Here is a 24,245-nt window from a genome sequence, read left to right as displayed (position 1 = left end):
GAGAGACGTGCCATGAGTACCAATCCCCCCCTCAACTTGCGCGTGCAGGCCATGCGCTACGAAGCCCAGGGCATCGTCAGCGTGGAGCTGCGCGATGTGGCCGGCAACACGCTGCCTGAGTACACGCCCGGCGCGCATATCGAACTGCATTTGGGCAATGGTCTGACACGCAGCTATTCGCTGTGCGGCGCGCCGGAAGTGCGAGACCGTTATGTCGTTGGTGTGCTGCTCGATCGCAACAGCCGCGGCGGCTCACGCTATGTCCATGAGCAACTGCGCGTGGGTTCGACGCTCAAGATTGGCGGCCCGCGCAATCACTTTGCGCTGGATGAGGAAGCCCCACGCACGGTGCTCGTCGCTGGCGGTATCGGCGTCACGCCGATCGTCTGCATGGCGCGGCGGCTGGCGGAACGCGGTAAGGCGTTCTCGATGCTGTACTGCGCGCGCTCGCGTGAGGAAGCGGCCTTTGCCGATGAACTGGCCGCGCATGGCGATGCGGTGCGATTCCATTTTGATGCCGAAGCTGGTGGCCCACCCGATCTGAAGGACTTGCTGGCTGGACACCCCGCAGACACGCATTTCTACTGCTGTGGCCCGGGCCCGATGTTGCGCGCTTTCGAGGCGGCGTGCGAGGCGCACGGCTACACCAACGTCCACATCGAACGCTTTGCGGCGGACGCCACAGTGGCGTCGGTGCAGGAGGGCGAATACACCGTCAAGCTCGCGCGCACGGGTTCCGAGCTGTGCGTGCCGGCGGGCAAGTCGCTGCTCGACGCGCTGCTGGAAGTGGGCGTGGAGGTGGAGCACAGCTGCAAGGAGGGCGTATGCGGCTCGTGCGAAACGCGCGTGCTGGAAGGCGAACCGGAGCACCGCGACAGCGTGCTCTCCAAGAGCGAGCGCGCATCCAACCAGACCATGATGGTCTGCGTATCGGGCTGCAAGGGTAAGCGCCTGGTCATTGATCTTTAAGCCTGAGCGCGCGTGCCTGACCAGCCGCGCGTTCTTTTTTGTCTGTGGTTCTTTTATCAAACAACGTTTCGTATACGAAACGAATAACCAAGAGTCCGCCCCCAAAGGGCGGCGATAACAACCGGCAGGGGGCTCAAACCAACCCCCAGCCACCGGAGGAATGACATGAGGAAGACACTGCTCGCCATGGCGGCGATGGGCTTGGCTGGCACGGCCGCTGCGCAAAGCAGCGTGACGCTGTACGGCAGCATCGACCAGGGGTTGGCCTACATCAACAACATCAAGAACGGCACAACCAGCGGTTCGGCCGTGCGCATGGACCCTGGCACCATGCAGCCGGACCGCTTCGGCTTGCGGGGCTCGGAAAACCTGGGGCAGGGCACGCAGGCAATCTTTCAGCTGGAATCGGGCTTCTTTGGTGACACCGGTGCCAGCATCGTGCCGGGCAAGCTGTTCAACCGGACAGCGTGGGTTGGCCTGTCCAACGAGACCTTCGGCAACCTGCAGCTCGGTCACCAGGCGGACTTCATGTTCGACTACCTCGGGCGGCTGAGTAACGGCTTCCAGCTCACCAACTTCTACCTGTTCCATCCGGGCAACTTCGACAACCTGGCCAACCAGTTCCAGATCGACAACGCCGTGCGCTACGTCTCGCCCATCTTCGGTGGGCTGCAACTGGGCGGTATGTATGGCTTTGGCGAGGTGCCGGGCTCCCCGTCCAAGAGCCGCAGCTATAGCCTGGGCGCGTATTACACCAACGGCGGTTTCCGTGCGGCGGCGGCGTACACCGCATCGAATGATCGGCCGCTCGACATAGCAGGCCGATTGGGCATTACCAATACGCTGGGCACAACGCTGGTGCCCGGTATGCGATCGATGGATTCGGTCAAATCATTCGGGGCTGGGGCGCTGTATCAGTTCACGGGGCTGCCGGTGCAGATCAACGCGGTCTATACGCAAACGCGCATCACCCTGGGCGGTGCCGATGCGCGTGCGCAGAACGTCGATCTGGGCACCGCATGGCACTACAGCGCGGCCAACACGCTCAATGTTGGCTACACCTTCAGCAAGTACGAAAGCGCGCGCTGGAACCAGTTCAGCGTCGGCAACGTGTATGCGTTCTCCAAGCGCACGCAGGTGTATGTGCAGGGGACGTATCAGCGGGCGTCTGGCGATGCGCCATCCGCGTCGATCAACGGTGTGGGCGTATCCGCCAACCGCAGTCAGCTTGTGGTGAGCACGGGCGTGCATCACTCGTTCTGATGGGTTGATCCGCTGAGGGAGCGCGCGCCGGGTGTGATTTGCTATTCATTCCGGCGCGCGCGAGTAGCGGTGGTTACGGCATGCAAGCGGCGCGTTGTGCCCACCCGAAAGCCAGGGCTGCGAATAAGCGCCAAGAAGCGTCATTGCTCACGCAATGGTTTGGCGCACCCCTCTCATAGACTGAAAACGTGCCGATAACACAGCTATCGGACAGGCAAGGATGGGAGGGGATATGTCTACCAACGCAGCCAACTGGATCGTCGTTCTGACATGCGCGTACATGGAGTACAGCACGTGGCGGGGCATGAATGTCTATCGCCGTACCGTCGGTTATGAAAGTGTGGTCTGGTGCTGATTAGCGCGCCGGTTTGGGTAACAACCGCCGGATCAGATCATCATGTGCCGCATAGCTCGCCAGCAGTGCCTGACCGTCCGCCAGTTCGAATTCGCTGAACTCGAACCCGGGTGCAACCGTACAGCCAACCAACGTATACCCATGCTCGCCCGGCACACGCTCCGCCGCAAACCAGCGGCCAGCCGGCACCACCGCCTGGTACACCGCCACCGCATCCTCGGCCGCATGGCCCAGACGATGCGTGCGCACCGTACCGTTGTCTTCCAACACATGCACATTGAGTGAGTCGCCCGCATGGAAGTGCCACACCTCATCCGATTGGATCCGATGCCAGGCGGAATATGCATCATCGGCCAACAAGTAGTAGATGGCGGTGGCAGCCGCACGTTCGACGGGCGGGATGCCTCGCTGGACGCGTTCCTCACTGCGATAGGTTTCGCGATAGAAGCCGCCTTCCGGGTGCGGTTCGAGACCGAGGCGGCTGATGAGGCGCTGTGCAGCGGGCGTGATGGACATGGTGAGAAACCTTCGACTCAGCTCTGCTGACGACGGAACGGAAAGCGCTGCTGGTTGACGAAGCCGTCGGGCATGTAGTCACCCACCACGCCGTACTTCTCCGGAAACGCCTTCTTCGATTTCACGGCCGTACCGAACAGGTAATCGATAAAGGCAAAGTGCGCGGCGTAGTTCTTATCGATGGCCTCGTCTTCCGACGAATGGTGCCAGTGGTGGAAATCCGGCGTGACGAAGATGTATTTCAGCGGCCCCCACGGCAGGTGCACGTTGGCGTGATTGAACACCGCCTGGAAGCCCACGATGATGATGTAGATATCCACCACGGCTTTGTCGAAACCGAGCACGAACAGCGGTCCCAGCACCGCCACGCGCGTCACGATCAACTCAAGAATGTGCTGGCGCGAACCGGCCAGCCAGTCCATCGTCTTCACGCTGTGGTGCACGGCATGGAAGCGCCACAGGAACGGCACCTCGTGATACGCGCGGTGCGTGACATATTCCATCAGATCGGCCACCAGCATGCACAGCAGCAACTGCGGGATGAACCAGATGTGCGCCACCATCTGCTGGAAATCCGCGTGCACCATCCACCCGAACACGCGGTGGATGAGGAAGTTCACCACCAGCAGCACCAGCCCGACGATGAAGTGGTTCACCGCAAAGTGCACCATGTCGGTCTGCCATTCAGCGCGGAACACCGGCTGCTTTTTGTAGAGCGGGAAGAGCTTTTCCAGCAGCACGAAGATCGCCGTGGAGCCGAGCAGATCGAGAATGAACCAATCCATGCCGATATACGGCGTGTGATCCGGAAAGTCGCCCACCGGCACGCGCGAGCCGCCCAGAGCCACAGCCGCCACCACAAACAAAAACGCCAGCCCGTTCAGGCGGCGGCGGTTATCCAGCACGATATTCGCCAGCGATAACCCGCCCGAAATCAGCAGCGAGACAAACAGGATTTGCCGCAGCACATCCACCGAATAGGCGTGGCGCAATTCCGGCGTCGTCAGGTACTGCGGAAAATGAAAGGCCAGCACGCCCATCAGGCTCAGAAAACCCAGCACCAGCGCCAGGATCGTCGCGATCATGCCCTTGCCGAATTGAAGCCCGCCGCTGGCGTGCAGCAGCGTATTGGCATCGCGGATCGTGGCATCGGCCACGCGAACGATGACGGGAGAACGCCCCGCCTCGGGTGAGATTGATGGCTTATTTTCGGTATCCATTTGCTGGTTCGCGCGTATTGTTTTCTTTTATTAACAATGCGACTGCCGATTGATTGAACATCAGCCCCCGTTCGCATCGCCGCGCGATTATACGGTTGCGTGAGTGCGGGGTTAAAGCCGAGGCAGTGAATGCACGGCGGTTTCTTTGTCGCCTGGGCAATTCTGGCCGGGCGAACTGGCTGCGCGCCGGGGCGTTGCGTTTCCCGGCAAGTGCATGCATTGTGAGGCCCGCGCCGAGCGGGAACTCAGGCGCAGGACCACAAGATCAAACGGGGAACAACATGTCTGAAGGATTCCACGTGCACGGGGCGCACGACCACGTGCTCGAACACGCCGCAGAAAGCGGCCACGCCGACAGCTTTGCCGGCCGCATCGCCGTTATGACGGCCATTCTGTCGACGGCCGGCGCCATCTTCGGCTACCAGGGCGGCGCCACACAGAACGCCGCGCTGCTCGCCAAGAACGAAGCCGCCATCCACAAGACTGAGGCCGCCAACCGCTGGGCCTACTACCAGGCCAAGGGGCAGAAGCAAGCGATTGCCGAGTTGACCGCGCAACTGCCCGGTACCGACCAGGCCGCCGCCAAACGCGACGCGCAACGCTACGCCGCCGAGAAAGAAGACATCCGCCGCCAGGCCGAAGACCAGGAGCGCCAGGCCAAGGAAGCCGACGAAGCCAGCGAACTTGCCGTACACCATCACCACCGGTGGGCGCAGGCGGTGGTGGCCATTCAGGTGTCGATTGCGCTGGCGGCCATCACGCTGCTGTCGCGGCGCCGCTGGCTGCAGGGGTTGTCGTATGGCGTGGGGGCTGTGGGCGGCGTGCTGGCTGTGCTGGCCATGCTGCATATCTGAGTTCATCGCATTGAGGTTGCGCGGCGCCAAGCGCAACCGCCAGAATGGCGCCCACACAATCTGGAGCAAAGACGATGACACTCGGCATGCGCATGCGGCGCGCATTGATGGTTCTGGGCTTTTCAGCGAGCACGCTGGCCATGGCGGCTGGCCCAACGCCGGCGGTCGAGCCTGGCGAGTACGTCTACGTTGAAGGCGGCAGCGCCCACGGCGTACTGAGCATCAAGGGCAACAGCTTCAACATCGAAACCATGGGTGGGAACTGCCATTCGTGTTCGGTGGATGGCACGCTCAAGGGCCGCACTGGCGTAGCCGACGCCTGCCACATCGCCATCTCGAGCGTATCGAACGACGGCACGCTCAAGATCGACACCTCGGCCACAGAAGACGCCTGCCGTGGGTTCTGCGGCATGCGCGCCATGTTCGACGGTGAATACCGCCGCGCGCCGGCCGCCTGTACCGATCGCCAGCGCACGGCGCGCATCGGGCAGGCACACAAGCAATACGCCGCCAAGAACTACGACGCCGCCCGCACGACGCTGCGCGCGTTGCTCTCCGAATGCGACCCCTTCATGGATTGGATTGAACGCGACAAGGCCCGCAGCGACCTCGCCGTTACGGAATACCACCGCGGCGATAGCGCGCAATGCCTGGCGGCGTTATCCGATACCGTGGCCGTGCGCTCGCAGGGCGATAGCTCCAGCTTCCTACCCCCGTGCGATGCCGACAACTACGCATCGACCAGCAAGGCGATCCTGTACAACCAGGCGTTGTGCAAAGCGCCGGCCAAGCGCTGACGGGCAATCCATAGAAAAAAGGCCTCTCCGACTGAGGTTGGAGCGGCCTTTTTTGCCTTGCGGGCGCGGTGGTTGTCAGTCCATCAACCGGACCCTGACCTTCTTGCCCTTGACCGTGCCCCCGTTGAGCTTGCGCAGCGCATCGCGTGCAATGCTGCGCTCCACCGCGACATAGGTCGAAAACTCAGTCACGTTGATCTTGCCGATCTGGTCACCGCGAAAACCTGCGTCGCCGGTCAGCGCACCGAGCACATCGCCGGGGCGGATCTTCTCCTTGCGCCCGCCGAGAATCTGCAGCGTTTCCATGGGCGGCAGCAGCGGCGCGTCGTTGCCGGTATCGAGCTCATCGAGCTTGTGCCATTCGACCTCGCGCCCGAGCATCTCTTCGATGTTGCCGACACGCCCCATCTCGTCCATGCTCGCCAGGCTCAGTGCCCAGCCGTCCTGATCGGCACGCCCCGTGCGGCCGATCCGGTGCACGTGCACCTCGGGGTCAGGCGTCACGTCAACGTTGATCACCGCTTCGAGCTGCGCGATGTCGAGCCCGCGGGCGGCAACGTCGGTCGCCACGAGCACCGAGCAGCTCCGGTTCGCAAACTGGATCAACACCTGATCGCGCTCGCGCTGCTCAAGTTCGCCATGCAGCGCGAGCGCGTGAATGCCCTGCGCACGCAGCACGTCGAGCAGGTCGCGGCATTGCTGCTTCGTATTGCAGAACGCCAGCGTGCTGACCGGCCGATAGTGCTTGAGCAACAGTCCGACCGCATGCAGCCGCTGGCTATCGGTCACCTCGTAGAAGCGCTGACGAATCTTGCTGTCATCGTGGCGTTCTTCGAGTTTCACTTCCTTCGGATTGCGCAGGATGCGCTGGCTCAGCTTCGCGATCCCGTCCGGGTAGGTCGCCGAAAACAGCAGCGTCTGCCGGTCGGTCGGGCACTGGCGCACAACCGTCGCGATATCGTCGAAGAAGCCCATGTCGAGCATCCGGTCAGCTTCGTCCAGCACCAGCGTCTTCAGCGCGCCGAGCGTGAGGTTGCCGCGTTCGAGATGGTCCATGATGCGCCCCGGCGTGCCGACGACGATATGCGCGCCGTGCTCGAGGCTCTCCGCCTGCGGACGCATCGGCGTGCCGCCGCAGAGCGTCAGCACCTTGACGTTTTCTTCGGCGCGCGCGAGACGGCGGATTTCCTGCGTGACCTGATCGGCGAGTTCGCGCGTCGGGCAGAGCACCATCGCTTGCACATCAAAGCGGCGTGCGTCGAGCCGTGCGAGCAAGGCAAGCGCGAACGCCGCAGTCTTACCGCTGCCGGTCTTCGCCTGCGCGATCAGGTCGTGGCCTGCGAGCGCAATCGGCAGGCTCGCCGCCTGGATCGGCGTCATGTCGGTGTAGCCAAGCTGCGCGAGATTCGCGAGCACGGCGGGGGCGAGCGCAAGGGTGCTAAAGGGCGTGGCGGTCGGTTCGATGGTCATGTTATTGCGTTGGATCACTTGAGCGGCTTGCCTTCGGTTTGCTTGTAGATGACCCGGCCGTCTTTGGTCTCGACGCGTTTGACATAGTTGCGCGCGCCGCATAGCGCGCAGCGGAACAGTGGCCCCTGGCCCTCATCCTTGATGACGACGTCGGACGGCTCCCACTGCGCGCGGCAGCTTTGGTTGATGCAAGTGAACACGGTTTTCTCTAAATGGATTCGGTGGCACCCCGGTGACGAGGTGGCTGGGGCGGGAACGCGCCCGGCAATGTTAAACAGGGTAACGCTGGTCCGGTTTCACTGGTGGGTCTGTCAGAAAGAAGACGCACGAGGATGCTTTAGAAACAGGGCAACATAGGGCAGAAGTTGTGATACTGTATATCCATACAGTATTCGCGGCTTGCCCTTGCGCTTTCCATGTTTGCGTCGTCCCCGTCTCTTTTTCCCGCTGAAGGTGAAGCGGATCGCCTCGTCGCCCCTGGGCCGGCGGTGGACGGGCCGCGCCAGACTACGCAAAGAGCCCGGATAGTACCAGCGCCCGAAACGCTGCACCCGGCGCTGTGGCGTGCCGGCAGCTTGGCGCGGGCCAGCGGACGGGTCCTGGCTACGGGTTATGACGCACTGAATACCGAGTTGCCCGGTGGCGGCTGGCCCCTCGGCGGATTGACGGAGCTGCTGTGCCCGCAACCCGGCATTGGCGAATGCCGGCTGCTGCGTCCGGCGTTATCCACGTTGTGCGAAAGCGCCGGGCGCATAGCTTTGGTCGGCCCGCCGTATCTGCCGAATGCCGTACGACTGGTCGGCTGGGATTTCTCTCCTGAACAGATCGTCTGGGTGCGCGCCGACAAACCGGCTGACCTGCTATGGGCCGCCGAGCAGATCGTGCGCAGCCAAGCCTTCGGCGGCGTATTGATCTGGTTGAACCAGGTGCGCCCCGGGGCGTTGCGCCGGCTGCAGGTGCTGGCCCAAGCCGGCGAGAGCGCGATCTGGGTGTTCCGGCCGGAGCAGGCGCTGCGCGAGTCGTCGCCGGCCGTGCTGCGCCTGGGGCTGGAGCCGGCAGGGGGCGATGCGCTGTCTATCCGCGTCCACAAGCGGCGTGGGCCGTTGCGTGAAACACCGTTGCTGCTGCCGCTGGCCGATCCGCTGCGGGCTGGCCGCGCCTCCGTGCGTCCGTTGCCCGTGCTGCCCGCCGAGACCTTCACCATGGACCCGGCCACGGCGGCGTTGCTGGCTGCACTTTCGTCTCCTTCGTCTTTTGCTGCGCTCGATGCCGTATCGGGCGCTGCCGATCAGGACACCTTCGATCATGCCGTTCTGGATCGCGGTGCATCTGCCCCGTCTGCCCCTCGACGCACTTCGTCCCCAGTGGTCTGACCCCGCTGCGTTGCCTCTGCCGGTGGTGGTGCTGGAGCAGGAGCGCGTGGTGGCGGCCAACCGCTTGGCGATGCGCGAAGGCGTGCACGCTGGCTTGCGGAGGGCGGGCGCGCAGGCGCTGGTGCCGCATGCCGTTCAGTTGGAGCGCGATCCGGCCGCCGAGGCGAGGCTGATGCAGTCGCTGGCGTTGGCGCTGCTGGCCTTCACGCCGCATGTCACCTTGGATGTGGTGGATGAGGCGACCGTGCTGTTGGAGGTCGAAGCCAGTCTGCGGCTGTTTGGCGGACATCGCGCGTTGTGCCGGGCGGTGAAATATTGCGCGATTCGGCTGGGCGCCATGCCGCAGCTTGGCGCGGGGCCGACGGCACGTGGCGCGGCATGGTTGGCCAGTGCACGGCCGGTGCCAAGTCGGGGACGTCGTCGTGCGGCACGCCAGGGTTGCGTGCGGCGCGCCGTGCGGCAGGAGCGCCTGTCTTCGTTGCTGGATCAGTTGTCGGCCGATGCCGTAGCTCGTCTCACGCGCCCCGATTGGCTCGAAGGTCTGGGTTGCCGCACGTTGGCGGATTTGCGTGATTTGCCACGCGCGGGCCTGCGCCGTCGCTGCGGGGCGCTGCTGGTCGATACGCTGGATGCGGCCTATGGAAATGGGGGCAACGGGCACGAGAGCTTCACGTGGTTTGCCGCGCCCCTGCGCTTTGATGTGCCGCTGGAACTGCCCGGCCGCATCGACAGCGCGGAAGGGGTACTGGCGGCATCGGAGCAACTGTTGCTGCAATTGGTCGGCTGGTTATCGGCGCATCAGCTGGGTGCCAAGACGTATCGGCTCACGCTGGAGCACGAACGTCGGCGCGGCCGGAGCAGTGAAGATGCCGCATCCTCCACGCCGGTGGAGATCGCGCTGGCCCAGCCGGTCCGCACGCTGGCGCATCTATCCCGTGTGCTGCACGAACGCGTGCATCGTCTCGCGCTGATCGCGCCGGTGGTTGAACTGCGTTTGACGGTGACTGACGCCACGCCGCTGAGCCCGCCCACGGAGTCGCTGTTTCCCGAGCCAGGCGGCCGCGCTGAAGATGCCGCCCGGCTGATCGACACGCTCATCGCCCGCCTGGGTGCCGGCAACGTACGGCACCCGCAACCGTGCGCCGACCACCGCCCCGAGCGTGCCAACCACTGGGTCGACGTGAACGCCGCCACGACAGCCCAGAGCCGCGCCGCCGCGCGCCAGGCGCTTGCGCAATGGCACGCACAGCAGCCCGAGCGCCCGCTGTGGCTGCTGGAGAAACCGATCCCGCTGCTGACGCGCCAGCACTATCCGTATTACCGCGGGCCGCTGCGGCTGGTGTCGATGCCCGAGCGCATTGAATCGGGCTGGTGGGATGACGAGCTCATCAAGCGCGACTACTTCATCGCAGAAGGCGAGGGCGGCGTGCGCTACTGGCTCTACCGCGAGCGCGTTTCTGCCGTTACCCAGACCAGCGACGAAGACGGTCGCTGGTATCTGCACGGCCTGTTTGGGTAGGCACATCATGGCTGCGACCACGCCAACGTCCATCCTCCTGCCCGAGTATGCGGAGCTGCATTGCATCAGCAACTTCACGTTCCTGACCGGCGCGTCGCATCCGCAGGAGTTGGTGGAGCGTGCCAAGCTGTACGGCTACCAAGCGCTGGCGCTGACGGACGAATGCTCCGTGGCCGGTACTGCACGCGCGCTCGTGGCGGCCAGGGATGAGGACGTGAAGCTCATCATCGGCAGCCGCTTCACCGTGCGTGATGCGCAAGGCGAACCGTGGCTGCGACTGGTGCTGTTGGCACAAGATATCGAAGGCTACGGCAACCTGAGCGAGGTCATCACACACGCCCGGCTGGCTGCGCCCAAGGGCGAATACCGCCTGCTGGCTGACGATCTAGCCGCACCGAAAGGCGAGCTCACCCACCTGTGCGGCGTCCCCCGCTGTCTGGCGATCCTGCTACCCGATTACGACCCCGATCCACAGCACCTGCTGGCTCAGACACTGTGGTGCCAGCACGTGTTTGGCGACCGGCTATCGATTGCGCTGGAGATGCCGCTGCGCCATGCGGACGACCGCCATCGCGGCACGGTGGCCGCGGTATCGGAGCAGACCGACGTGCCCATGGTTGCCACCGGCGGCGTGCAGATGCACACGCGTCAGCGCAAGCCGCTGCACGACGTGCTGACGGCCATCCGCTTGTCCAAGCCGCTGACCGAATGCGGTCTGGAACTCGCTCCCAGCGCCGAGCAAGCCATGCGCACGCGCATGCAACTCGCATTCTTCTATCGGGGCAAACGCGGTGAGCAGGCGTTGCTGCGCTCGGTGGAGCTGGCGCGCCTGTGCACGTTCGAACTTGACCAGATCGAATACGAATACCCGAGCGAAGTCGTGCCCGAGGGCATGACGCCAGCGCAATACCTGCGGGCCGAAGTGGAGGCGGGCGCTGCTCTGCGCTTTCCGAAGGGTATCCCCAGCAGGGTGCGTGAACAGATTGAAGAAGAGCTCGGGCTGATCTCGGAACTGCGTTACGAGCCGTTCTTCCTCACCGTCTATGACGTGGTCAAGTTTGCCCGCAGCCAAGACATTCTTTGCCAGGGGCGCGGCTCGGCGGCCAACTCGGCGGTGTGCTACTGCCTGGGTATTACCGAAGTCAACCCGGAAAGCGGTAACACGTTGTTTGCGCGTTTTCTCTCGCGCGCACGAAACGAGCCGCCCGACATCGATGTCGATTTCGAGCACCAGCGCCGTGAAGAAGTCATCCAGTACATCTACAACAAATACGGCGTGACGCGCACCGCGCTGGCGGCCGCACTTATCACCTACCGCACGCGCAGCGCGTTGCGCGATGTTGGACGTGCGCTCGGCATTGATTTGGGCATCATCGAGCAGGTGGCCAAGGGACAAGCGTGGTGGGACAGCCGCAAGGAGTTCGCTCAGCGCGCCGGGCAGCAGGGGCTGGACCCGGAATCGCCACTGGTCTTGCGCTGGGCGCAACTGGTGGACCAACTGCGTGGTTTCCCGCGCCATCTGTCGCAGCACGTGGGTGGGTTCGTGATTGCACAGGGCAAGCTGTCACGCCTGGTGCCGATCGAGAACGCGGCCATGGAAAACCGCCGCGTCATCCAGTGGGACAAGGACGATCTTGAATCGCTGCGCTTGTTGAAAGTCGACGTGCTGGCGCTTGGCATGCTCACCGCCATCCGCCGCACGCTGGATATGGTCGATGCGCTGCCAGGGCGTCACGAGCACTACAAGGCCTCCGGCAAGATCGCCATGCAGAACCTGCCCGATGGCGATCAGAAAACCTACGAGATGATCTGCCGCGCCGACACCATCGGCGTGTTCCAGATCGAATCGCGCGCGCAACAGTCGATGCTGCCGCGCTTGCGGCCCGAAACGTACTACGACCTGGTAATCCAGGTCGCCATCGTGCGCCCGGGGCCGATCCAGGGCGGCATGGTGCATCCGTATCTGCAGCGGCGCGAAGCCATGCGCAACGGGCAAACCGATTGCGTGACGTATCCCGGCAAGGAGGTGGAGGGCGTGCTCAAGCGCACGCTCGGCGTGCCGATCTTCCAGGAGCAGGTCATGCAGATCGCCATTGACGCTGCAGACTTCACCCCCGATGAGGCCGATCGCCTGCGCCGCGACATGGCCGCCTGGAAGCGCAAGGGCAATCTCACGCAACATCAGGAGCGGTTGCTCAGGGTGATGGTGGAAGAAAAGGGCTATGACCCCGCGTTCGTCAAAGCGCTGTGCGATCAGATGGAAGGCTTTGCCGAATATGGCTTTCCCGAAAGCCACGCTGCTGGCTTTGCCAAGCTGGCCTATATCAGCAGCTACTTGAAATGCCACGAGCCAGCGGCGTTTTTTGCGGCCCTGCTCAATAGCCAGCCGATGGGGTTTTATTCGCCGTCGCAACTGGTGCAGGAGGCGCGGCGCAGCCACGTGCGGGTGCTACCTGTCGATGTCACCGCCAGCATGTGGGACAGCACGCTGCACCCTCGCGCCGACGACGACGGTACCGGGCAACCCGATATCCGCCTGGGTTTCAACCGCATCCGAGGCATGCGTCAGCCGGCCGCCGAGCGTATCGAAGCAGCCCGTGCCCAAGCGCCGTTCACCAGCGTCGACGACCTCGCACACCGTGCTGACCTCGATCGCCATGACCTGAACGTGCTCGCCGCCGCCAACGCGCTCAAACCGCTGGCCGGCAACCGTCGGCAGGCGCTATGGCAAACGCTCGCCCTGCAAGAACCCGGTCACGACCACGCCTTGCTGCGCCAAGCCCGCCCGGTGGAGGCGCCGCTCGTGTTGTCCGCACCGCCCATCGGCGAAGAAGTGATGGCCGATTACGGCAGCCTGGGCTTGTCGCTGCAAAGCCATCCGGTGAGCCTGCTGCGGGATCGGCTCTCGCGCATGCGCTTTGCCACGGCTGCTACGCTGGGAGGCTACCGCAACGGCCAACTGGCGCGCGCCTGCGGTCTGGTCACCGTGCGGCAGCGGCCGGGCACGGCCAACGGTACGATTTTCGTCTCCATTGAAGACGAAACCGGCGCCATCAACATCATCCTCTGGCCGCACCTGATCGAGCGCCAGCGCCGGGAAGTGCTGCACGCCCAATTGCTGGGCGTCTACGGCAAATGGCAGTGCGAGCGCGAGACCCGTCACCTCGTCGCCCAACACCTGGTCGATCTGACCCCACTTCTGGGCCGTCTGGCGACCTCCAGCCGCGACTTCCATTGAGCTTTTTGCCCCGCCGCCAACTGGCCGCCGCGTCACGTCCCGGCACGGCATTTGCGTGACGGAAACCGCGCGCAGTACCCCGTCCGTGACGTAGGAGACGCCGGTGGTCCTCTCTCGCCGCGCTCTCCTCCGATTGACGGATAGGGCAAGCGCGGATCGACGGATCAGGGTGCAGGTGCCAGGATTTGCGCTTGATGCATCACAAAAACGGTGCATCAAGCGCAGAAAGCGGCATTTGCGAGGGAACCGACAGCCCGTCTGGCGTGTCACCAAGAGGAGGCGTGGCGGGATGCGCTTTCATCACGCGTCAATGTTGGGTGCAGTCGAAATTACGTCTACTCTGTAGAAAACACATCACGGAGGCCGCCACCCAAAACGTGTGCAACGGTGTGCAATCGGCAACGTAACTGTTCCGAAGGCGCCGCTGCCGCGCTTGTGTATGACCGCGGACAAGGTGCAGCCCACCCGATATCCGCATATTTTCAGCCCATCGCACGGGTCTCCCCGGCCCGGCGGTGTTTCCCATCTCAGGTGCAGGAGCGAACAGATGGAACAGCCCTTCAAGCAGTTGCACAGTCTGCGCAAGTCGCGCAAGCTCAAACAGGAAGATGTGGCCAAGATGGCTGGCATCTCCCGCGAGGCGTATTTGCGCGCGGAATCCGGTCGTGCTGACCCGCGCCTGTCGACGCTGATGGCCGTGGCCGGCGCGCTGGGCCTGGAAGTGGTGCTGGCCCCGCGCGAGGCGGTTGCCGAGATCGAACGCGTGATCGCCAGTCACCCGACCCAGCCGCTGTCCGGCAGCACCGGTAGCTCGGACGTCAGCCAAGCGGGTTCGATGGGTGGGTCGACCGGCGGCCATGGGTTGGCGGGCCAGTACCGCGGCCCGGAGCGCCATCCGCAGTCGGCTTATCACCCGAGCGCTTCGTCGCATAGCCAAGCGGGCCAACAGGGCGCGCCGCATGCCGGCAACACCGAAGACCGTTCACGCACGGCCACGTCTGACCGGCCGGCTGCGGGCGGCACGTCAGGGGGTGGTTCGGACCGCCCGGGCTCGGGTTCTGGCTCGCGCGAATCCTGAGCCAACTGAGCTAAGTCGCCGGGCTTTGATCGGGCGCGCCCAGCAGGCGTGCCCGGTCTGCGATTGAGCGCCCGAGGCCGGCGCACGTACAATCCGCCGGGCAAACCGCGCCCGGTTGGTTTGTGCGCGCCTGCGCCAACGTTTCCTTTTTTGTCTCTATGCACGGCGATCCGCCTCGCTCGCGCACGGCAGAAGCCGTGTCGCCTTCTTCTTCCGCGTCTGCCGCGCATTCCCACCCGCCGTTCTGGCACAACCTCAAGCAGGACGTTTTTTTCTGGTCGCTGTTGGCGATTTGCGGGGCGCTCACGCTCGTGGCGCCGCGGCGGATTCCCGAGTATCCGAGCCTGGTGGACTGGCACACCATCGCCGCGTTGGCCGGGTTGCTGATACTCACCAAGGCGGTTGAAGCCAGCGGGATGCTGCAACTGCTCGGCAGGCGCCTCGTCGAGGTGGTCAGTAGCCAGCGTGTGCTGGCGCTCAGCCTGGTTGCAGCTTCAGCGGTGCTCTCGACAGTGCTGACCAACGATGTGGCGCTGTTCGTGATCGTGCCGCTGACCGTGAGCCTGCGAGAGGTGGCGAAGCTGCCGGTGTCGCGGCTGGTGATATTCGAGGCGCTGGCGGTCAATGCCGGGTCCGCGCTCACGCCGATCGGCAATCCGCAGAACCTCTTCCTGTGGCACCAATCGGGTCTGTCGTTCGGCGCATTTGTTTGGCAGATGGCGCCGATGGTGGTGCTGCTGATGGTTTTGCTGCTGGCACTGACGTGGCTGGCGTTTTCGTCGCACGAAATTCATCTGCATGCCGAGGCCGACGACGTGGAGCTGCACAAGCGCCTGCTGTTGCCCGCACTGGTGCTGTACGTGCCGTTTCTGGTGTTGACCGATCTGGGACACCCGCTGGCGGCCGCAGCGGGGTTGATCGTGCTGTACCTCGTCGGCGCACGCTATGTGCTGGCGCGCGTGGATTGGGGCTTGCTGCTGGTGTTCGTGCTCATGTTCATCGACCTGCGGCTGGTGGCGCAGCTTGGTGTCGTGCGGCAGGCGCTGGATGCGCTGGCGCTGAGTAACCCGATGCACCTGTACTGGGCGGGCATTGGCGTGTCGCAGTTCATCAGCAACGTGCCGGCGGCGATTTTGCTGGCTGAGTATTCACACGACTGGCCCATCATTGCCTTTGCCGTGAGCGTGGGTGGTTTTGGCACGCTGATCGGTTCCCTGGCCAACCTGATCGCGTTGCGCATGCTGGGCGACCGGCGTGCCTGGTGGGTGTTTCACGCGTACTCGATGCCGTTCCTGGTTGCGGCGGCGGGCATCGTGTATGCGTGGCTTAGGTGGTTGCGTTAAGCCGGCACGGCATCCCAATCCGGCGCGAAGGCGGGTTGCACATAGCGCAGCGTCTTGGGCAGGGCGGCAATGGCGGCGCGGTCGGCGTCGTCCAGGTGCAGGCGTAGTGCATCGAGATTCGCTTGCAGGCTTGCTTGCCGCTGGGCCTTGGGGATGGCGATGACGTTGGGCTGATCCATCAGCCACGCAATGGCCACTTGCGATGCCGATGCGCCGTGCTTATCGTCGATGGCCTGCAGTGTGGCATCTTGGGCTGCGCGCCCCTGCGCCAGCGGTGCATAGGCGGTGAGCGGAATCCCCTTGCCACCGAGATACTCCAGCAGTGCCGATTGATCCAGAAACGGGTGGTATTCCACCTGCACGCAGGCCAGCGGCGCGCCGATCGTGTCGATCGCAGCTTTGAGCATCGGCAGGGTGAAATTGCACACGCCGATGGCCCGTACGCGGCCGCTTTCGCGCAATGCCGTCATGGCTTCCATCGTTGCGGCCATGTCCATGTCGGGCGCCGGCCAGTGGACGAGGTATAGATCCACGTAATCCAGCTTCAATTTGGCAAGGCTCTGCTCCAACGCCTGCGGGATGGCGTGCGGCGCCAGTTGGTCGTGCCAGACCTTGGTGGTGACGAAGACCGCATCGCGCGGCAGACCCGATGCCGCGATGGCCGCGCCTACCGCATCCTCGTTGGCATACATTGCGGCGGTATCGATATGCCGGTAGCCGAGCGCCAGCGCGCTCTCGACCACGGGCTGGCAGTCGCTGCCGGGCATGCGGAATGTGCCGAGCCCCAGGCGGGGAATGGAAACACCTTGCGTATGTACGACTTGCTGCATTTGTGGCTCCTTTGGGTTGCCGGAAGAATGGACGCTATGGTGCCGACTGCCGATCTTTGAATAAAGTGCGTACCATGCAAATCATTCGTGAAAAAACTCTCGTAATGATTTCGTGCGAAAGGGCGTGGCATGACATTCGATGGGCAATTGTTCTCTGGCATTACCCTGCTGGCAGCAGTAGTGGAAAGCGGCAGTTTTGTACGCGCGGCCGACGCATTGGGGTTATCGCCGTCGGGGGTGAGCCGCGCGGTCAGCCGGCTGGAGGCGCGTATCGGTGTGCGCTTGATCGAGCGGACCACGCGTTCGCTCACGCTCACGGATGAGGGGCGACGCCTCTATGAGCAAGTCAGCCCGCACCTGACCGGTATTGCCGATGCCGCGGCGATGGCCTCGGGCGCGGTCGGCGCGGTGCAGGGGCGATTGCGGGTGAACGTCGATCCGTTTTTCTCGCGGATGGCGCTGGCTACACCGGTGGCGGGTTTTCTGGAGCGCCATCCGGATCTGTCGCTCGAACTCATCATGCGCGACGACGTGGGCGATCTGGTGGCGGATGGATTTGATCTGGCGATCCGCTTTGGGCCGCCGCCCGTGGGCTCGTTCGTGGCGCGCAAGCTGGTGGAGACGCGCATCATCACCGTGGCGTCGCCTGACTATATTGCCCGGCATGGGCGGCCCGCGCATCCGCATGATGTCCCATCACACGAACGCATCCTGTTCTACAACCCTGTAACGGGACGCCCCTACGAGTGGGAGTTCTGGCGTGGCGCCGAGCGTATCGAGATCCGGCCCGCTGGGCGGCTGATGGTGTCGGACGTGCGCACGATGCACGCGGCGTGCGTGGCGGGGGCGGGCATTGCCCAGGTGATGGCGCTCGGCACGGAAGACCTGCGGCGCAGCGGCCAACTGGTCGACCTGTTTCCTGACTGGCCGGACGAGCGCTTTGCGTTGTATGCGCTGTATCCGTCGCGGCGCTATCTGCCGGCCAAGGTGCATGCATTCATCGACTTCTGCGTCGAGAATCTGCCGGCGGGCTAGCTCACAAAGCACTGCGGCCGCACGAGGCGGCCGCAACGAGTGAAGCAAGAAACGTCAGACCTTCTTGGCCGAGATCACCGCTTCGGACACATTGCGCGGTGCTTCCGCGTAGTGCTTGAATTCCATCGTGTACGTCGCGCGGCCTTGCGTGGCGGAGCGCAGCGCGGTCGAGTACCCAAACATCTCGGCCAGCGGCACCTCGGCGTGCACGATCTTGCCGCCACCGCCCGGAATGTCTTCCGTGCCTTGCACCATGCCGCGCCGTGAAGAGAGGTCGCCCATCACGTTGCCCATGTAGTCTTCAGGCGTTTCTACTTCCACGGCCATCATCGGTTCGAGCAGGATCGGGCCGGCCTTGCGCATGGCGTCCTTGAAGGCCATCGAGCCAGCCATGCGGAACGCGTTTTCGTTCGAATCCACATCGTGGTAGGAGCCGAAGGTCAGGCGCACCTTCACATCCACCACCGGGTAGCCAGCCAGCACGCCGGTATTGAGCGTGTCGCGGATGCCCTTGTCCACCGCCGGGATGAACTCGCGCGGGATCACGCCGCCCTTGATCTCGTCGACGAACTCGTAGCCCTTGCCCTCGTTCGGCTCGAGCGTGATGACTGCATGCCCATACTGGCCGCGCCCGCCCGATTGCTTGACGAACTTGCCTTCGACGTCTTCGGCGGCTTTCTTGATGGTCTCGCGGTACGCCACCTGCGGCTTGCCGACGGTCGCTTCCACGCCGAATTCACGCTTCATGCGGTCGACCAGAATTTCCAGGTGCAGCTCGCCCATGCCCGAGATGATGGTCTGGCCGGATTCCTCATCCGTCTTCACGCGGAACGACGGATCTTCCTGTGCCAGGCGGTTCAGCGCGATGCCCATCTTTTCCTGGTCGGCCTTGGTCTTGGGCTCCACAGCCTGGCTGATGACGGGCTCGGGGAATTCCATGCGCTCCAGCACGATCACGTGATCCGGGTCGCACAGCGTTTCGCCGGTCGTCACGTCTTTCAGGCCCACGGCGGCGGCAATGTCGCCCGCCAGCACTTCCTTGATCTCTTCGCGCTGGTTGGCGTGCATCTGCAGGATGCGGCCCAGACGCTCCTTCTTCTGCTTGACCGAGTTGTAGACCGTGTCGCCCGAATTGATCTTGCCCGAGTACACGCGGAAGAACGCGAGCTGGCCGACAAACGGGTCGGTCATGATCTTGAAGGCAAGCGCGGAGAACGGCTCGCTGTCGCTCGGATGGCGCTCCAGCGGCTCGTCCTTCTCGCCGTGGCCCACGATGGCGGGAATGTCCACCGGCGAGGGCAGGTAGTCGACCACCGCATCGAGCATGGCCTGCACGCCCTTGTTCTTGAAGGCCGAGCCGCACAGCATCGGCACGATCTCGCCTCGGATCGTGCGCTCGCGCAGGGCGCGCTTGATCTCTGCCTCGGTCAACTCTTCGCCGCCGAGGTATTTGTTGAGCAGTTCTTCATCCGCCTCGGCTGCGGCTTCGACCATCTTTTCGCGCCATTCCTGCGCGGTGGCCAGCAGCGCGGGGTCAATGTCGGTGTACTCGAACTTCACGCCCTGCGAGGCATCGTCCCACAGGATCTCTTTCATCTTGACGAGGTCAACCACGCCGCGGAAGCCGTCTTCGGCGCCGATCGGCACCACGACCGGCACCGGATTGCCCTTTAGCCGCTCGCGCATCTGGCGTTCAACGCGGAAGAAGTCTGCGCCGATGCGGTCCATCTTGTTGACGAACGCGATGCGCGGCACCTTGTACTTGTTGGCCTGGCGCCAGACCGTTTCCGACTGCGGTTGCACGCCACCCACTGCGCAGTACACCATGCACGCGCCATCCAGCACACGCATGGAACGCTCCACCTCAATGGTGAAGTCCACGTGGCCCGGGGTGTCGATGATGTTGAAGCGGTGCTCGGGGTAGTTGCCGCCCATGCCCTTCCAGAAGGCGGTGGTCGCAGCGGACGTGATGGTGATGCCGCGCTCTTGCTCCTGCTCCATCCAGTCCATGGTGGCGGCGCCATCATGCACTTCGCCAATCTTGTGATTGACCCCGGTGTAGAACAGGATGCGCTCGGTCGTGGTGGTTTTGCCGGCGTCGATGTGCGCCGAGATGCCGATGTTGCGATAGCGCTCGATGGGGGTCTGGCGGGGCATGATGGTTCTCTTCGAGAAAGACTCGCATCGCGCCCTCCACACCATGCGAAGGGCGAATGTGCGAGTGGGAACACATTATAGGATTTGTCCTATCTCACCGCATGTAGGGGTATTGGATGAAATTTCACCCCCGGCCGATTGTATGAGCCAGTGCCTGCAGGCCTTCAAGGTCCAGCAACTCGATCTCTCCATAGGCCAGTTTGAGGATGCCGCGCGCCTGCAAGTCTTTCAGCACCTGGTTGACGGTCTGGCGGGACAGCGCCAGCAACTGCGCCAACTGCTCCTGCGGCACGCGCAGCACACGGCGGGTGCCCAGGCGCAGGTCGCCATAGCCATCGGCCATCAGTAGCAGGCGCCGGGCCACGCGCACGGGGGCGGGCAGCAGGGCGGTTTCTTCGAGCACGGTGAAAGTCAGGCGCAGCTTGTGGGTGAGCAGCAGGGCGAAAGCGTGCAACAACGCAGGGTTGGCCTCGAGCAAGGCGATGAGCGCGGCTTGCGGCATGTGCAGCAAGGTCGCGGCGGTATCCGCGCGGGCGTCATGCGTGCGCGGCTGGCGGTCGAATACGCCGATCTCGCCAAACCAATTGACCGGCTCCAGCACGGCCAGCAAGGCTTCACGCCCGTCTGCGCTGGTGGCGCCGATGCAAATCGTGCCGTCCATCACGCAGTACAACCCATCTGGCGGATCGCCGCGCCGGAAGAGCACTTCGCCGGCACGCAGGCGGCAGACGGTGGCAATGCCGAGCAATGCGTCTTGCAATGGCGATGCAAGCGTGCCGAACCAACTGCTGGCACGCAGGCGTTCGCGGTATGGCGAGACGTCGGATGCGGCGGATGACGTAATAGGGTGGTCCATGGGGCGTTGCCGGCGTTGCTGGGGCGAAGAGGTGGCCTCGGATGGCCAATGTGTCGGCTATGCGACAGAACACAGTGCAATCCACTGACTACGATGAAAGGATCATAACGAGCGGAAAACGGCAGCGTCCATGCTGCAAACGCACAAAATCGGAGGCCCCATGCGCACCCTGTCCGACCACCTTTCCAACTACGCCGCCTACCACCAGGACGGCCGCAATATCGCCACCCACTTTGTTGGTATTCCGGCCATTGTGCTGGCGGTGGCGATCTTGCTGTCGCGGCCTGTGTTGGCGGACTTCGGCGGTGTAGCGGTGACGCCCGCGCTCATCCTCCTGACGGCGGTGACGGTGTTCTACCTGCGTCTGGATGCGGCGTTCGGCGTGGTGATGTTTGCGCTGATCGGCGTGTGCGTGTGGGTGGGCGGCCATGTGGCGGCGCACTCAATGGCAGCGTGGCTGTCGGCTGGACTTGGCCTGTTCGTGATCGGCTGGATTATCCAGTTTGTCGGCCACTATTACGAGGGGCGCAAACCGGCGTTCGTAGACGATCTGGTCGGGCTGGTGATTGGCCCGCTATTTTTGGTGGCGGAGACGGCGTTTGCGATGGGCTTGCGCGCACCGTTGCGCGATGAGGTGGTAAGCCGCTCGCAGGCGATGCGAGCGGCTTTGGCTGGCAAGCCCGTTGCCGCCTGAGTGCGTCGCCTGCGCTTAGTTGTCTGTCGCGTCCGGTTGAAAGACTGGCGCGCGATTCTCCATCGCGGCAATCACCGCTTCACGCTGGTTGGCGCCACCGATCAAGCGGTCCTGCTCGACCGATTCCGCCAGCAGAATAGTGGCGGTGTCGCCGTCTTCCGTCACGCGCATCAGGCGTTTGGCGGCGCGAATGGCATCGGGGCTCTTTTGTGCGATCTCGCGCGCTGCAGCCAGTGCCGCCGCGCGCGGGTCGTCCACCACCTGCGTGGCCAAGCCGAGGGCGCAGGCTTCTTCGCCGTTGACGACGCGGCCGCTGTAGATCAGCGCCCGCAACTGGTCTGGCCGTACCAAGCCGCGCGCGAGCGCCATGCCGCCCATGTCGGGCACCAAGCCCCATTTGATTTCCATGATCGATAGCCGCGTGTCGGCGCGCACATAGCGCACGTCGGCGCCGAGGGCAATCTGCAGGCCACCGCCGTAGGCGACGCCATGCACGGCTGCTAGAACGGGCACCGGCAGATCGCGCCACACCGTGCAGGCGTATTGCGGCAGATTGGCCAAACCATGCGTACGCTTGGCGAGGCGGCCACCGGCCATGTCGGCCCCCGTGCCATTGCCCAAGCTTGCCATGCTGGCCATGTCGAGGCCCGCACAGAAGGCGCGGCCCTCGCCGGACAGCACCACAGCGCGCAGGTCCGGCTCATGCATCAACCGCGTGCCCGTGTCGACCAGCGCCTCGAACATGGCTGGGTCGATGGCGTTCATCTTGTCTGGCCGATTGAGCCGGACTTCAGCAACACCAGCGTCGATGCTGAGCAGGATGCGTTCAGTCATGAGGGGTTCCGTGTGGAGGTGTTATTCGGCGCTGATGATCAACGCATCGCGCTTGTCTTTGACCTGCGCCCAGTGCGCATGGTCGGGTAGTGGCGGCTCCATCTGGGTCAGGCGGGGCCAATCTGCGCGGCGTGAGAGTTGCGCGTTCAAGGCAATGAACTCTTGCTGATCCGCCGGCACTTCTGCCGCCGGATAGATCGCGCCCACCGGACATTCGGGTACGCAGATCGAGCAGTCGATGCATTCGTCCGGGTCGATGACGAGGAAGTTGGGTCCGGCGTGGAAGCAGTCCATGGGGCAGACGGCTACGCAGTCGGTGTACTTACATTGGATGCAGGATTGGGTGACGACGTACGGCATAGCGGTGCGGAGCTTTCGAAATTTGTCCAAAATTATGCCGTATCGATTTGAATCCCGACTGGAGCAACGTGTGCACCGATTGAATGACTGCCGACAACCACTGCCGACCGCGTACGCAGTTACCTCCTCCGTTCACACTTCTCTCGCATGAATTCAAGGTCGCCACGTACGGCGCTGCGGCCCAGGAAGGCGCCCAGCCAGTCTCGTTCCGAGGAAACGGTGGCCGTCATCATCGAGGCGGCAGCGCAGGTTCTGGAGCTGGATGGGTTTGACGGGTTCAACACCAACGCGGTGGCCCGGCGCGCAGGTGTCAGCATCGGTTCGCTCTACCAATATTTCCCCGGCAAGGATGCGCTCACGGCGGCCCTTATCCGGCGTGAGAAGGCGCGGTTCAAAGAAGACATCGCCACGGCGCTGGCCATGCGTAGCGGCAAGGCGGCGTTGGCGGCGCTGCTGCAGGCGTCGGTGCGGCAACAGTTGCAGCGCCCGGTGCTGGCCAAGCTGCTCGACATGGAAGAGGGGCGCCGTCCCATCTTGCGTGAAGAGGCGGACGACGCCGATCTGGAGGCGCTCGTCGGCGCGATCGTGCGGCGTGCAGCGCCTCGGCATCCGCAACCGCAAGTGGCTGCGGACGACCTGTTCGCCATGATTCGCGGCATGGTCGACGCGGCGGGCGAGCGCGGCGAACGCGACATCGACGATCTGCAACGCCGCGTCGGCGCCGCCGTGTTCGGCTATCTGGCCAGAACGGGCCGGCGCTAAACGGGCGCTGGCCGTCAGCAATGTGAGCAAGCGAGTTCGGCATGGCCCGCGTCACGCTGCAAACCGAGCTGCGGTAAGGGTTTGCGGGCAACGCGCGGCCTGGCTCGATGCGAGTTGTTGGGTATGGGCTTTGGCCAATATTCTGACGTCGTCAGGCGGTTACGGCATTGGGCCACCGCCACCAACAGAGAACGACGATGACAGCCATCATTCAACACATGAAGCTCAATCACCTGAGCTTTCCTTCGGCCGACGCCCTCGCAACAGCCCAATTCTTCGAGCGTCACCTGGGTTTCACGCTCGCCGGAATGTGGGAGAAGTCTTGCATCCTCAAGCGGGCCGGCTTCGATGTCGTGATCGACCATGTCAATGGCGAAGCGCCGGACTGGCCGCGGAATTTCCACGTCGGCTTCGAGCTGCCGAGCCTGGACACCGTGCGGGAACTGCATACGCGTTTCCAGGCAGAGGGCGTGAAGATGGAAACCGATGTGTTCAACAATGGCCGCGGGTCGCGTTTCTTCTGCCGCGCGCCGGGCGGCGTCATGTTTGAGCTGAATACGCGCGCGGATGCGGCCCCGGAATATCAGGGGACCTTTGACGATTGATCGGGAAAGGGGGGGGCGATCCAGTGGTCAGTCTTATATAAGATATAAGACATTTGACGTTGTATGGATGTTGCGATTAAAATCGCGCCCACGCAGCGCCCGTGGTCCGCCTCGGGG

Annotated in this window: 22 protein-coding genes; 13 read left to right on the top strand and 9 right to left on the bottom strand. The window is 63.8% G+C overall.

Annotated features, from left to right (window positions below):
- The first annotated feature begins 12 nt into the window (after positions 1–12).
- Both ACN9M1_RS20130 and ACN9M1_RS20125 read left to right on the top strand, forming a co-directional pair.
- Positions 13–969 carry a PDR/VanB family oxidoreductase gene (locus ACN9M1_RS20130; protein WP_426400319.1) on the top strand — a complete coding sequence of 319 codons (957 nt, stop codon included), beginning with the start codon at positions 13–15 and terminating at the stop codon, positions 967–969.
- 165 nt (positions 970–1,134) lie between these two features.
- Complete coding sequence (locus tag ACN9M1_RS20125) at positions 1,135–2,232, top strand: porin (RefSeq protein WP_426400318.1); 1,098 nt, start codon at positions 1,135–1,137, stop codon at positions 2,230–2,232.
- A gap of 355 nt (positions 2,233–2,587) precedes the next feature.
- On the opposite strand, the gene ACN9M1_RS20120 is transcribed toward ACN9M1_RS20125, so the two are convergent.
- Both ACN9M1_RS20120 and ACN9M1_RS20115 read right to left on the bottom strand, forming a co-directional pair.
- A complete protein-coding gene (locus tag ACN9M1_RS20120) occupies positions 2,588–3,103 on the bottom strand; it encodes a cupin domain-containing protein (RefSeq protein WP_426400317.1) in 516 nt (171 codons plus the stop codon).
- A 17-nt stretch (positions 3,104–3,120) separates the two neighbouring features.
- Entirely contained in the window at positions 3,121–4,323 is a 1,203-nt protein-coding gene (locus tag ACN9M1_RS20115; protein ID WP_426400316.1) for a sterol desaturase family protein, read from the bottom strand.
- Between the two features lie 281 nt (positions 4,324–4,604).
- On the opposite strand from ACN9M1_RS20115, the gene ACN9M1_RS20110 reads away from it, so the two are divergent.
- Positions 4,605–5,177, top strand: a complete 573-nt coding sequence (locus tag ACN9M1_RS20110; RefSeq protein ID WP_426400315.1) for a DUF4337 domain-containing protein — start codon at positions 4,605–4,607, stop codon at positions 5,175–5,177.
- Positions 5,178–5,269: 92 nt separating this feature from the next.
- Positions 5,270–5,974, top strand: a complete 705-nt coding sequence (locus tag ACN9M1_RS20105; protein ID WP_426400693.1) for a hypothetical protein — start codon at positions 5,270–5,272, stop codon at positions 5,972–5,974.
- 75 nt (positions 5,975–6,049) lie between these two features.
- Here the strand turns inward: ACN9M1_RS20105 and dbpA are convergent, their stop codons facing one another.
- Both dbpA and ACN9M1_RS20095 read right to left on the bottom strand, forming a co-directional pair.
- Positions 6,050–7,444 (bottom strand): ATP-dependent RNA helicase DbpA, encoded by a 1,395-nt coding sequence (gene dbpA / locus ACN9M1_RS20100; RefSeq protein WP_426400314.1) that lies wholly within the window; start codon positions 7,442–7,444, stop codon positions 6,050–6,052.
- A 14-nt stretch (positions 7,445–7,458) separates the two neighbouring features.
- Positions 7,459–7,644, bottom strand: coding sequence for a hypothetical protein (locus ACN9M1_RS20095; RefSeq protein ID WP_426400313.1), 186 nt, complete (start codon positions 7,642–7,644; stop codon positions 7,459–7,461).
- Between the two features lie 216 nt (positions 7,645–7,860).
- Between ACN9M1_RS20095 and imuA the strand changes: the two genes are divergently transcribed.
- The 5 genes from imuA to ACN9M1_RS20070 all read left to right on the top strand — a co-directional run bounded on the left by imuA (position 7,861) and on the right by ACN9M1_RS20070 (position 15,995).
- On the top strand, positions 7,861–8,817 hold the full coding sequence (imuA, locus tag ACN9M1_RS20090; protein ID WP_426400312.1) for a translesion DNA synthesis-associated protein ImuA: 957 nt from the start codon (positions 7,861–7,863) through the stop codon (positions 8,815–8,817).
- Positions 8,750–10,336, top strand: coding sequence for a Y-family DNA polymerase (locus ACN9M1_RS20085; RefSeq protein WP_426400311.1), 1,587 nt, complete (start codon positions 8,750–8,752; stop codon positions 10,334–10,336). Before imuA ends, ACN9M1_RS20085 begins: the two co-directional genes overlap by 68 nt.
- Before the next feature lie 7 nt (positions 10,337–10,343).
- Positions 10,344–13,574 (top strand): error-prone DNA polymerase, encoded by a 3,231-nt coding sequence (locus ACN9M1_RS20080; RefSeq protein WP_426400310.1) that lies wholly within the window; start codon positions 10,344–10,346, stop codon positions 13,572–13,574.
- Between the two features lie 547 nt (positions 13,575–14,121).
- Positions 14,122–14,652: a helix-turn-helix domain-containing protein gene (locus ACN9M1_RS20075; protein ID WP_426400309.1), complete on the top strand. Its 531-nt coding sequence runs from the start codon at positions 14,122–14,124 to the stop codon at positions 14,650–14,652.
- 158 nt (positions 14,653–14,810) lie between these two features.
- Positions 14,811–15,995: an SLC13 family permease gene (locus ACN9M1_RS20070; RefSeq protein ID WP_426400308.1), complete on the top strand. Its 1,185-nt coding sequence runs from the start codon at positions 14,811–14,813 to the stop codon at positions 15,993–15,995.
- On the opposite strand, the gene ACN9M1_RS20065 is transcribed toward ACN9M1_RS20070, so the two are convergent.
- Entirely contained in the window at positions 15,992–16,825 is an 834-nt protein-coding gene (locus ACN9M1_RS20065; RefSeq protein WP_426400307.1) for an aldo/keto reductase, read from the bottom strand. The two genes, ACN9M1_RS20070 and ACN9M1_RS20065, sit on opposite strands and share 4 nt — an antisense overlap.
- Before the next feature lie 129 nt (positions 16,826–16,954).
- On the opposite strand from ACN9M1_RS20065, the gene ACN9M1_RS20060 reads away from it, so the two are divergent.
- Positions 16,955–17,860 (top strand): LysR family transcriptional regulator, encoded by a 906-nt coding sequence (locus ACN9M1_RS20060; protein ID WP_426400306.1) that lies wholly within the window; start codon positions 16,955–16,957, stop codon positions 17,858–17,860.
- A gap of 54 nt (positions 17,861–17,914) precedes the next feature.
- On the opposite strand, the gene fusA is transcribed toward ACN9M1_RS20060, so the two are convergent.
- Positions 17,915–20,017 carry an elongation factor G gene (gene fusA / locus ACN9M1_RS20055; RefSeq protein ID WP_426400305.1) on the bottom strand — a complete coding sequence of 701 codons (2,103 nt, stop codon included), beginning with the start codon at positions 20,015–20,017 and terminating at the stop codon, positions 17,915–17,917.
- Positions 20,018–20,141: 124 nt separating this feature from the next.
- Positions 20,142–20,873 carry a Crp/Fnr family transcriptional regulator gene (locus tag ACN9M1_RS20050; protein ID WP_426400304.1) on the bottom strand — a complete coding sequence of 244 codons (732 nt, stop codon included), beginning with the start codon at positions 20,871–20,873 and terminating at the stop codon, positions 20,142–20,144.
- A 160-nt stretch (positions 20,874–21,033) separates the two neighbouring features.
- Between ACN9M1_RS20050 and ACN9M1_RS20045 the strand changes: the two genes are divergently transcribed.
- Entirely contained in the window at positions 21,034–21,567 is a 534-nt protein-coding gene (locus ACN9M1_RS20045) for a DUF962 domain-containing protein (protein WP_426400303.1), read from the top strand.
- A gap of 15 nt (positions 21,568–21,582) precedes the next feature.
- Here the strand turns inward: ACN9M1_RS20045 and ACN9M1_RS20040 are convergent, their stop codons facing one another.
- Positions 21,583–22,401: a crotonase/enoyl-CoA hydratase family protein gene (locus tag ACN9M1_RS20040; protein ID WP_426400302.1), complete on the bottom strand. Its 819-nt coding sequence runs from the start codon at positions 22,399–22,401 to the stop codon at positions 21,583–21,585.
- A gap of 21 nt (positions 22,402–22,422) precedes the next feature.
- A complete protein-coding gene (fdxA, locus tag ACN9M1_RS20035) occupies positions 22,423–22,761 on the bottom strand; it encodes a ferredoxin FdxA (RefSeq protein ID WP_426400301.1) in 339 nt (112 codons plus the stop codon).
- A 147-nt stretch (positions 22,762–22,908) separates the two neighbouring features.
- On the opposite strand from fdxA, the gene ACN9M1_RS20030 reads away from it, so the two are divergent.
- Positions 22,909–23,523: a TetR/AcrR family transcriptional regulator gene (locus ACN9M1_RS20030; protein WP_426400300.1), complete on the top strand. Its 615-nt coding sequence runs from the start codon at positions 22,909–22,911 to the stop codon at positions 23,521–23,523.
- Between the two features lie 197 nt (positions 23,524–23,720).
- The gene (locus tag ACN9M1_RS20025; protein ID WP_426400299.1) at positions 23,721–24,128 is read left to right on the top strand and encodes a VOC family protein; all 408 of its coding nucleotides are present in this window, start codon (positions 23,721–23,723) and stop codon (positions 24,126–24,128) included.
- Positions 24,129–24,245: the final 117 nt, after the last annotated feature.

The organism is Ralstonia sp. R-29, from assembly GCF_049913345.1.
Classification (GTDB): domain Bacteria; phylum Pseudomonadota; class Gammaproteobacteria; order Burkholderiales; family Burkholderiaceae; genus Ralstonia.
The sequence above is the reverse complement of the archived record's forward strand: the minus strand, read 5'-3'. Positions and strand labels throughout refer to the sequence as shown.

What these genes read in the sequence shown, in the direction of transcription:
- ACN9M1_RS20050 (WP_426400304.1), bottom strand. Translation starts at nt 20,873, where the DNA reads ATGGACCACCCTATTACGTCATCCGCCGCATCCGACGTCTCGCCATAC.
- ACN9M1_RS20120 (WP_426400317.1), bottom strand. Translation starts at nt 3,103, where the DNA reads ATGTCCATCACGCCCGCTGCACAGCGCCTCATCAGCCGCCTCGGTCTC.
- ACN9M1_RS20025 (WP_426400299.1), top strand. Translation starts at nt 23,721, where the DNA reads ATGACAGCCATCATTCAACACATGAAGCTCAATCACCTGAGCTTTCCT.
- fusA (WP_426400305.1), bottom strand. Translation starts at nt 20,017, where the DNA reads ATGCCCCGCCAGACCCCCATCGAGCGCTATCGCAACATCGGCATCTCG.
- ACN9M1_RS20075 (WP_426400309.1), top strand. Translation starts at nt 14,122, where the DNA reads ATGGAACAGCCCTTCAAGCAGTTGCACAGTCTGCGCAAGTCGCGCAAG.
- ACN9M1_RS20130 (WP_426400319.1), top strand. Translation starts at nt 13, where the DNA reads ATGAGTACCAATCCCCCCCTCAACTTGCGCGTGCAGGCCATGCGCTAC.
- ACN9M1_RS20065 (WP_426400307.1), bottom strand. Translation starts at nt 16,825, where the DNA reads ATGCAGCAAGTCGTACATACGCAAGGTGTTTCCATTCCCCGCCTGGGG.
- fdxA (WP_426400301.1), bottom strand. Translation starts at nt 22,761, where the DNA reads ATGCCGTACGTCGTCACCCAATCCTGCATCCAATGTAAGTACACCGAC.
- ACN9M1_RS20085 (WP_426400311.1), top strand. Translation starts at nt 8,750, where the DNA reads ATGCCGTTCTGGATCGCGGTGCATCTGCCCCGTCTGCCCCTCGACGCA.
- ACN9M1_RS20045 (WP_426400303.1), top strand. Translation starts at nt 21,034, where the DNA reads ATGCGCACCCTGTCCGACCACCTTTCCAACTACGCCGCCTACCACCAG.
- ACN9M1_RS20030 (WP_426400300.1), top strand. Translation starts at nt 22,909, where the DNA reads ATGAATTCAAGGTCGCCACGTACGGCGCTGCGGCCCAGGAAGGCGCCC.
- ACN9M1_RS20080 (WP_426400310.1), top strand. Translation starts at nt 10,344, where the DNA reads ATGGCTGCGACCACGCCAACGTCCATCCTCCTGCCCGAGTATGCGGAG.
- ACN9M1_RS20105 (WP_426400693.1), top strand. Translation starts at nt 5,270, where the DNA reads ATGCGGCGCGCATTGATGGTTCTGGGCTTTTCAGCGAGCACGCTGGCC.
- ACN9M1_RS20040 (WP_426400302.1), bottom strand. Translation starts at nt 22,401, where the DNA reads ATGACTGAACGCATCCTGCTCAGCATCGACGCTGGTGTTGCTGAAGTC.
- ACN9M1_RS20060 (WP_426400306.1), top strand. Translation starts at nt 16,955, where the DNA reads ATGACATTCGATGGGCAATTGTTCTCTGGCATTACCCTGCTGGCAGCA.
- imuA (WP_426400312.1), top strand. Translation starts at nt 7,861, where the DNA reads ATGTTTGCGTCGTCCCCGTCTCTTTTTCCCGCTGAAGGTGAAGCGGAT.
- ACN9M1_RS20110 (WP_426400315.1), top strand. Translation starts at nt 4,605, where the DNA reads ATGTCTGAAGGATTCCACGTGCACGGGGCGCACGACCACGTGCTCGAA.
- ACN9M1_RS20070 (WP_426400308.1), top strand. Translation starts at nt 14,811, where the DNA reads ATGCACGGCGATCCGCCTCGCTCGCGCACGGCAGAAGCCGTGTCGCCT.
- ACN9M1_RS20115 (WP_426400316.1), bottom strand. Translation starts at nt 4,323, where the DNA reads ATGGATACCGAAAATAAGCCATCAATCTCACCCGAGGCGGGGCGTTCT.
- ACN9M1_RS20125 (WP_426400318.1), top strand. Translation starts at nt 1,135, where the DNA reads ATGAGGAAGACACTGCTCGCCATGGCGGCGATGGGCTTGGCTGGCACG.
- dbpA (WP_426400314.1), bottom strand. Translation starts at nt 7,444, where the DNA reads ATGACCATCGAACCGACCGCCACGCCCTTTAGCACCCTTGCGCTCGCC.